General features: G+C 71.6%; 7 protein-coding genes. 3 read left to right on the plus strand and 4 right to left on the minus strand.

All coding sequences use genetic code 11. The annotated features are described in order from the left end of the window. Together recA and EJK15_RS76985 are read right to left on the minus strand one after the other, a co-directional pair. The coding region (gene recA / locus EJK15_RS66145; protein ID WP_138720413.1) for a recombinase RecA at nucleotides 1-1,009 on the minus strand (1,009 nt) is incomplete at its 3' end. Nucleotides 1,010-1,177: 168 nt separating this feature from the next. After that, nucleotides 1,178-1,309 (minus strand): hypothetical protein, encoded by a 132-nt coding sequence (locus EJK15_RS76985; protein WP_276615606.1) that lies wholly within the window; start codon nucleotides 1,307-1,309, stop codon nucleotides 1,178-1,180. A 103-nt stretch (nucleotides 1,310-1,412) separates the two neighbouring features. Between EJK15_RS76985 and EJK15_RS66150 the strand changes: the two genes are divergently transcribed. Beyond that, entirely contained in the window at nucleotides 1,413-1,688 is a 276-nt protein-coding gene (locus EJK15_RS66150; protein ID WP_138720414.1) for a hypothetical protein, read from the plus strand. On the opposite strand, the gene EJK15_RS66155 is transcribed toward EJK15_RS66150, so the two are convergent. Further along, the gene (locus tag EJK15_RS66155) at nucleotides 1,671-1,865 is read right to left on the minus strand and encodes a DUF3046 domain-containing protein (RefSeq protein ID WP_138720415.1); all 195 of its coding nucleotides are present in this window, start codon (nucleotides 1,863-1,865) and stop codon (nucleotides 1,671-1,673) included. The two genes, EJK15_RS66150 and EJK15_RS66155, sit on opposite strands and share 18 nt — an antisense overlap. A gap of 44 nt (nucleotides 1,866-1,909) precedes the next feature. On the opposite strand from EJK15_RS66155, the gene EJK15_RS66160 reads away from it, so the two are divergent. Continuing rightward, nucleotides 1,910-2,104 carry a hypothetical protein gene (locus EJK15_RS66160; protein WP_138720416.1) on the plus strand — a complete coding sequence of 65 codons (195 nt, stop codon included), beginning with the start codon at nucleotides 1,910-1,912 and terminating at the stop codon, nucleotides 2,102-2,104. An 18-nt stretch (nucleotides 2,105-2,122) separates the two neighbouring features. Here EJK15_RS66160 and EJK15_RS66165 read toward each other — a convergent pair whose 3' ends face one another. After that, entirely contained in the window at nucleotides 2,123-2,611 is a 489-nt protein-coding gene (locus EJK15_RS66165; RefSeq protein ID WP_138720417.1) for a VOC family protein, read from the minus strand. A 116-nt stretch (nucleotides 2,612-2,727) separates the two neighbouring features. Here EJK15_RS66165 and EJK15_RS66170 point away from each other — a divergent pair. Then, nucleotides 2,728-7,028 (plus strand): ATP-dependent helicase (locus tag EJK15_RS66170; RefSeq protein ID WP_240778071.1); only part of this gene is annotated, 4,301 nt, incomplete at its 3' end.

A 7,028-nucleotide genomic window follows, 5' to 3' on the forward strand; every position in this document is an offset into this window, starting at 1 on the left:
CGGGGGTGTCGAGACGCGGGCCCACGCCCAGCTTGTCCTTGATCTTCTTTTCGATCTCGTTGGCCATGTCGGGGTGGCTCTTCAGGAAGTTGCGGGCGTTTTCCTTGCCCTGGCCGAGCTGGTCGCCCTCGTACGTGTACCAAGCCCCGGACTTGCGGACGAAGCCGTGCTCGACACCCATGTCGATGAGGCCGCCCTCGCGGGAGATGCCCACGCCATAGAGGATGTCGAAGTCGGCGACGCGGAAGGGCGGGGCCATCTTGTTCTTCACGACCTTGACCCTGGTGCGGTTGCCGACCGCCTCCGTGCCGTCCTTGAGCGTCTCGATGCGGCGGATGTCCAGGCGGACCGAGGCGTAGAACTTGAGCGCCTTGCCGCCGGTCGTGGTCTCGGGGCTGCCGAACATGACGCCGATCTTCTCGCGGAGCTGGTTGATGAAGATGGCGGTGGTGCCGGTGTTGCTGAGGGCGCCCGCGACCTTGCGCAGGGCCTGGGACATGAGGCGGGCCTGGAGGCCGACGTGGCTGTCGCCCATCTCGCCCTCGATCTCGGCCTTGGGCACCAGCGCGGCCACCGAGTCGATGACGATGATGTCGACGGCCCCGGACCTGATCAGCATGTCGGCGATCTCGAGCGCCTGCTCGCCCGTGTCGGGCTGGGAGACCAGCAGGGCGTCGGTGTCCACCCCGAGCTTCTTGGCGTATTCGGGGTCGAGGGCGTGCTCGGCGTCGATGAACGCCGCGATGCCGCCGGCCCGCTGGGCGTTGGCCACCGCGTGCAGGGCGACCGTGGTCTTGCCCGAGGACTCGGGGCCGTAGACCTCGACGATGCGGCCGCGGGGCAGGCCGCCGATGCCGAGTGCCACGTCCAGAGAGATCGACCCCGTGGGGATCACCTCGATGGGAGCTCGGGCGTCATCGCCCAGGCGCATCACTGAGCCCTTGCCGAACTGCCGCTCGATCTGAGCGAGCGCGGTCTCTAGGGCCTTCTCGCGGTCGTTGATAGCCATGGGAACTCCCCTGGAGGGTCGTGGTCCGATCAGTCGAGTGAAAGCTACGGCCTGCCACCGACATTTTCTGCGACTGCCGAGGAAGACGTGGCCCGGCGTTCCCCCATCGTAGCCGAACGGCTGTTCGATCACAGCAGGAACACGCAGGCCGCCGTCATTCGCCCGCCTTCAGAGCGCCGGCCGGACCTGGCCGGAGCGTTCCCTGAGTGGTTCGAGCACGGTTTCGGGTTCCGGCGTCGGCGGCCTGCCGACGCACGCGTTCTTCAAGCCGTACGCGCTCACGTTCGATTTCGCGCGCATGCGCATCCTCATGGACCCGGCCGCCCGATCGTTGCCGCCGACGTGTTGTCATGTGCGGTGAGCTGGGGAGACTCACTGGAGGGGCGACGGTTGGAGGGGCGACGTGACAAGCGGCTACACGGCGGAACGGCGCACCCATCTGGAGGCGCTCGCCGAGTTGCTGCCCCGCCAGGGGCTGGTGAGCCGCATGGTGGGCGGCGACGATCCGGTGTTGTGGGTGTGGCATCCGCATACGAGCCGCCAGACGATCGTCTTCGCCACCCCGTCGGCCAGCGGGTGGCTGTTCCTGTGGTCGCCCGGCGGGCAGGGGCGGGCGGACGATCTGGAGCGCACGGCCGGCTCGCTGCGCGAGACGCTGGCCTCAGCGCAGCCGGGGTGAGACGTCCTCGACCTGGCAGACGGCCCGCCAGACGGTCTTGGCGCTCTCGCCGTCGGCCAGCGCCTGCATGACCGTGCGCCCGCCGAGCGGGGCGATCACGTAGTCGCGGGCCCACGACTCGGCGTACGTCTCACCGAAATGAGCGTTCATCCGTCTCCAGAACTCCGTCAACCGCATGCAGTCAAGTATGGAAGCGCGCGGGAGGTGGGTAAGACATCCGCATGCCGAAGACCCCCAAGTCCTCACCCCCGAAGACAGCCAAGACCAAGGCCGCCCGGGCCAAGCGCCGCCGGCTGCTGCTCACGCTGCGTCTCGCCGTACAGAAGGAGAAGGCGGAGCGATCAGAAAGACACGCCGGCATCAGGCGGGAACCACGTGCGGGCAGGCCGCGTGCGCGAAGGGCGTCGCGGCGGTAGGTCGCAAGCGACGTCAAGTCACAACACGCGCGAGCCGTACATCTCACCGAGATGGTCGGCGAGCAGCTCCAGCCGGGCGCCGTCGGGGTCCTTGAAGTAAATGGAGGCGCCGCTCTCTATCTGGTGCGGCACGCCGGCCATCTCCAGCTTCCCGCGCAGCCGTTCCCAGGTGGCGGGATCGACCGAGATCGCGATGTGGTGCAAACCACCGAGCACTTCCTGGTAAGCGCCCAGGTCGAGCCCGGGGAAGTCGAAGAACGCGAGCAGGTTCCCGTTGCCGATGTCGAAGAAGAAGTGGTTCGAGCCCTTGTAGTCCCGGTTCTCGATGATCTCCGTGAGCGGGAACTCCAGGAGGTCCTGGTAGAACTTGATGGTGCGCTCCACATCCGACGACAGCAGGGCGATGTGATGCAGTCCCCGGGCGCTGCTCGACGGACGGTGCGGTAAGACATAACGCTGCCTGAGTTCCGCACGGCGGGCTTCGATGGCCGCATAATCAATGCTCACGGTCGCTGTATGTCCGCCAGGACGCTCGCTCAATCACGCGCCGCGGCGCCAATGCGTTTTCTGTCGGTGGCGCGAGGCACTATGGGCAGGTGAGCTCGCTAGCCCAGTTCAGCCAGATGACCAGGCAATGGTTCGCTGGAGCCTTCCAATCGCCCACGGCCGCCCAGGAGGGGGCCTGGGAGTCGATCTCGCGTGGCGACAACACCCTGGTCGTCGCGCCGACCGGCTCGGGCAAGACGCTGGCGGCGTTCCTGTGGTCCCTCGACCGGCTCGCGGCCGCACCGGACGAGCACAAGGGGACGCGCGTCCTCTACGTGTCGCCGCTCAAGGCGCTGGCCGTGGACGTGGAGCGCAACCTGCGCGCGCCGCTGGCCGGGCTCAAGCAGACGGCGCGGCGGCTCGGGCTGGCGGTGCCGGAGATCTCGGTGGCGATCCGCTCCGGCGACACGCCCGCCCAGGACCGCCGGCGCTTCGCGGCCAAGCCGTCCGACATCCTGATCACCACGCCGGAGTCGCTGTTCCTGCTGCTCACCAGCCAGGCGCGGGAGGCGCTGCGCGGGGTCGAGACAGTGATCGTGGACGAGGTGCACGCGGTCGCGGCGACCAAGCGCGGCGCCCATCTGGCGCTCAGCCTGGAGCGACTGGACGCGCTGCTCGAGCGGCCCGCCCAGCGCATCGGGCTGTCGGCGACCGTGCGGCCGGTGAGCGAGGTGGCGGCGTTCCTGGGCGGGAGCCGGCCGGCCACCGTGGTGCAGCCGCCGTCGGACAAGCGGATCGAGATCGAGGTCGTGGTCCCCGTCGAGGACATGACCGAGGTGGAGGGCGGTCCACCGGCCGGCGAGGAGCCCGCCAACAGGTCGATCTGGCCGCACGTCGAGGACCGGCTGTTCGATCTGATCAAGGCGCACAGCTCCACCATCGTGTTCGCCAACTCGCGGCGGCTGGCCGAGCGGCTGTGCACCCGGCTCAACGAGCTGGCCTACAGCCGGGAGCACGACACGGAGGCCGTCGACCTTTCGATCTGGGAGACCGGGCCGCCCAAGCGGACGCCGGCCGAGATGATGGCGCAGGCCGGGGCCAGCAAGGGCGTCGTGACGGAGATCGTACGCGCGCACCACGGCTCGGTCTCCAAAGAGGAGCGGGCGCAGATCGAGGAGGCGCTCAAGTCGGGCAGGCTGCCCGCCGTGGTCGCCACCTCCAGCCTGGAGCTGGGCATCGACATGGGCGCGGTCGACCTCGTCGCGTGCGTGGAGGCGCCGCCGAGCGTGGCCAGCGGGCTGCAGCGCATCGGCCGGGCGGGCCACCAGGTCGGCGCGGTGTCCAAGGGCGTGATCTTCCCCAAATACCGGGGCGACCTGGTGCAGACCGCCGTGGTGGCCGAGCGGATGAAGAGCGGCCAGATCGAGGAGCTGCGCTATCCGCGCAATCCGCTCGACGTGCTGGCCCAGCAGATCGTGGCGATGACGGCGCTGGACGAGTGGACGGTCGACGAGCTTGAGTCGGTGGTCAAGCGCGCCGCCCCCTACGCCACACTGCCGCGGACCGCGCTGGAGGCGACGCTCGACATGCTGGCCGGGCGTTATCCGAGCGAGGAGTTCGCCGAGCTGCGGCCGCGCATCGTGTGGGACCGCGTCACCGGCACGCTCCAGGGCCGGCCGGGCGCGCAGCGGCTGGCGGTGACCAACGGCGGCACGATCCCCGACCGGGGCCTGTTCGGCGTGTTCCTGGTGGGCGAGCGGGCGTCCAGGGTGGGCGAGCTGGACGAGGAGATGGTCTACGAGTCTCGCGTGGGCGACGTCTTCGTGCTGGGCGCGACGTCATGGCGGATCGAGGACATCACCACCGACCGGGTGCTGGTCTCGCCCGCCCCGGGGCAGCCGGGCAAGCTGCCGTTCTGGCACGGTGACGCGCCGGGCCGCCCCGCCGAGCTGGGCCGGGCGATCGGGCAGTTCCTGCGCGAGCAGGCCAAGCAGGCGTCGACGGAGCGGGTGCGGGCGGCCGGGCTGGACGAATACGCCGCCGGCAACCTGCTGGCCTACCTCGACGAGCAGCGCCAGGCCACCGGCTACGTCCCCGACGACCGCACCCTCCTGGTCGAGCGCTTCCACGACGAGCTCGGCGACTGGCGGGTGGTGATCCACTCCCCCTACGGCGCTCGGGTGCACGCCCCGTGGGCGCTGGCGATCAACCGGCGGCTGCGCGAGCGCTACGGGATCGACGTGCAGGCCGTGCACTCCGACGACGGGATTGTGCTGCGCATCCCCGACACGCTGGCCGAGCCGCCCACCGACGTCGCCGCGTTCGACGCCGAGGAGATCGAGCAGATCGTCACCGAGGAGCTGGGCGGGTCGGCCATGTTCGCCTCCCGGTTCAGGGAGTGCGCCGGGCGGGCGCTGCTGCTGCCGCGCCGCGTGCCGGGCCGGCGCAGCCCGCTGTGGCAGCAGCGGCAGCGGGCCGCCCACCTGCTGGGCGTGGCCTCACAGTACGCCTCCTTCCCGATCGTGCTGGAGACGATGCGAGAGTGCCTGCAGGACGTCTTCGACGTGCCGGGGCTGGTGCGGCTCATGCGGGACATCGCCGCGCGCCGGGTGCGGCTGGTGGAGGTGGAGACGTCGCAGGCCTCGCCGTTCGCGGCGTCGCTGCTGTTCCACTACGTGGGCGCGTTCATGTACGAAGGCGACGCCCCGCTGGCCGAGCGCCGCGCGCAGGCCCTGGCGCTGGACACCACGCTGCTGGCCGAGCTGCTGGGCCAGGCCGACCTTCGTGAGCTGCTCGACCCCGACGTGATCTCCGACAGCGAGCGGGAGCTGGCCAGGCTCGACCGGCCGCTGCGCGACCTGGAGGACCTCGCGGACCTGCTGCGCTCGCACGGGCCGCTGCCGGCTCTTGATGTGAGCGTGCGCGGCGGCGACCCCGCCTGGCTGGAGGAGCTGGAGCGGGCGCGGCGGGCCATCCGGGTGCGCATCGCGGGCGAGGAGCAGTGGGCGGCGATCGAGGACGCGGCGCGGATACGCGACGCGCTGGGCGCGCCGCTGCCCGTCGGGATTCCGCACGTCTTCCTGGAGCCGGTGGCCGATCCGCTGGCCGACCTCGTGGCGCGGCACGCCCGCACCCGCGGGCCCTTCCAAGCCGCTACGACGGCCGCCCGCTTCGGGCTCGGCGTGGCCGTGGTGACCGACGCCCTGCGGCGGCTGGCCGCGTCCGGGCGGGTCGTCAGCGGGGAGTTCCGGCCTGGCGGGCGGGGCGAGGAGTGGTGCGACGCCGGGGTGCTGCGAATGTTGCGCCGCAGGTCGCTGGCCCGGCTGAGGAAGGAGGTCGAGCCGGTCGCGCCGGAGACGCTCGCCCTGTTCCTGCCCGCCTGGCACGGCATCACCGGCTCGGCTTCGCCCACAGCGGACCGTGGCGGGGCGGCTCGGGCCATGGACTCGCTGGTCCGTTCCATCGAGCAGCTCCAGGGGGCCGCGGTGCCCGCGTCCGCGCTGGAGACGCTGGTGCTGCCCGCCCGGGTGCCGGGCTACCATCCGGCGCTGCTCGACGAGCTGACCTCGTCGGGAGAGGTGATGTGGGCCGGGCAGGGGTCGCTGCCCGGCGGCGACGGGTGGGTGTCGCTCTACTTCGCCGACACGGCGCCACTGCTGCTGCCCGAGCCCGCCGAGGTCACGCTGACCCCGGTCCACGCACGCGTGCTGGAGTTGCTGGGCGGCGGCGGTGCGCTGTTCTTCCGCGGGATCTCCGACCAGCTCGGCTCGCTGGACGACCAGACGCTGGTCTCCGCGCTGTGGGACCTGGTGTGGTCGGGACGGGTGTCCGGCGACACGCTGGCGCCCCTGCGGGCCACGCTCGGCACGGGGCGGCCCGCGCACCGGCCCGCGACAACGCGGCGGCGGCGGGCCGTGCTGCCGAGCAGGAGCGGGCCGCCGACCGTGGGCGGGCGGTGGTGGTTGCTGCCAGGACCGGCCGCGGACGCCACCCAGCGGGCCAACGCGCAGGCCGAGGTCCTCCTGGAACGGCATGGGGTGGTGACCCGGGGGGCGGTGACGTCTGAGCGGCTGCCGGGCGGGTTCACGCCCGTCTACCAGGTCCTGCGGGCTTACGAGGAGAGCGGCCGGTGCCGCCGGGGCTACTTCGTCGAGGGCCTGGGGGGCGCGCAGTTCGCGCTGCCGGGAGCGGTGGACCGGATGCGCGCCATGGCACCCAGCATCGCCCCCACGGGCCGCGACGAGGGCTTGGGCCGGGTGAGCGGACCTGGGGCGACGTCGTACGGTCCCTCCGGCGGACCTGGCACGTTCGGCGGGTCAGGGGCGTTCGGGCAGGGGCACGAGGCCGACGGTGGCGCCTTCGGGCAGGGGCACGGGGCCGGGGCGTTCGGCAGACCGGCCGGTGGAGGGTTCGCCAGGCAGGCCGGTGGGGGGTTCGG

This window comes from Nonomuraea basaltis, assembly GCF_005893125.1.
Lineage (GTDB): Bacteria > Actinomycetota > Actinomycetes > Streptosporangiales > Streptosporangiaceae > Nonomuraea > Nonomuraea basaltis.

What these genes read in the sequence shown, in the direction of transcription:
- EJK15_RS76985 (WP_276615606.1), bottom strand. Translation starts at nt 1,309, where the DNA reads ATGCGCGCGAAATCGAACGTGAGCGCGTACGGCTTGAAGAACGCGTGC.
- EJK15_RS66155 (WP_138720415.1), bottom strand. Translation starts at nt 1,865, where the DNA reads ATGCGGTTGACGGAGTTCTGGAGACGGATGAACGCTCATTTCGGTGAG.
- EJK15_RS66160 (WP_138720416.1), top strand. Translation starts at nt 1,910, where the DNA reads ATGCCGAAGACCCCCAAGTCCTCACCCCCGAAGACAGCCAAGACCAAG.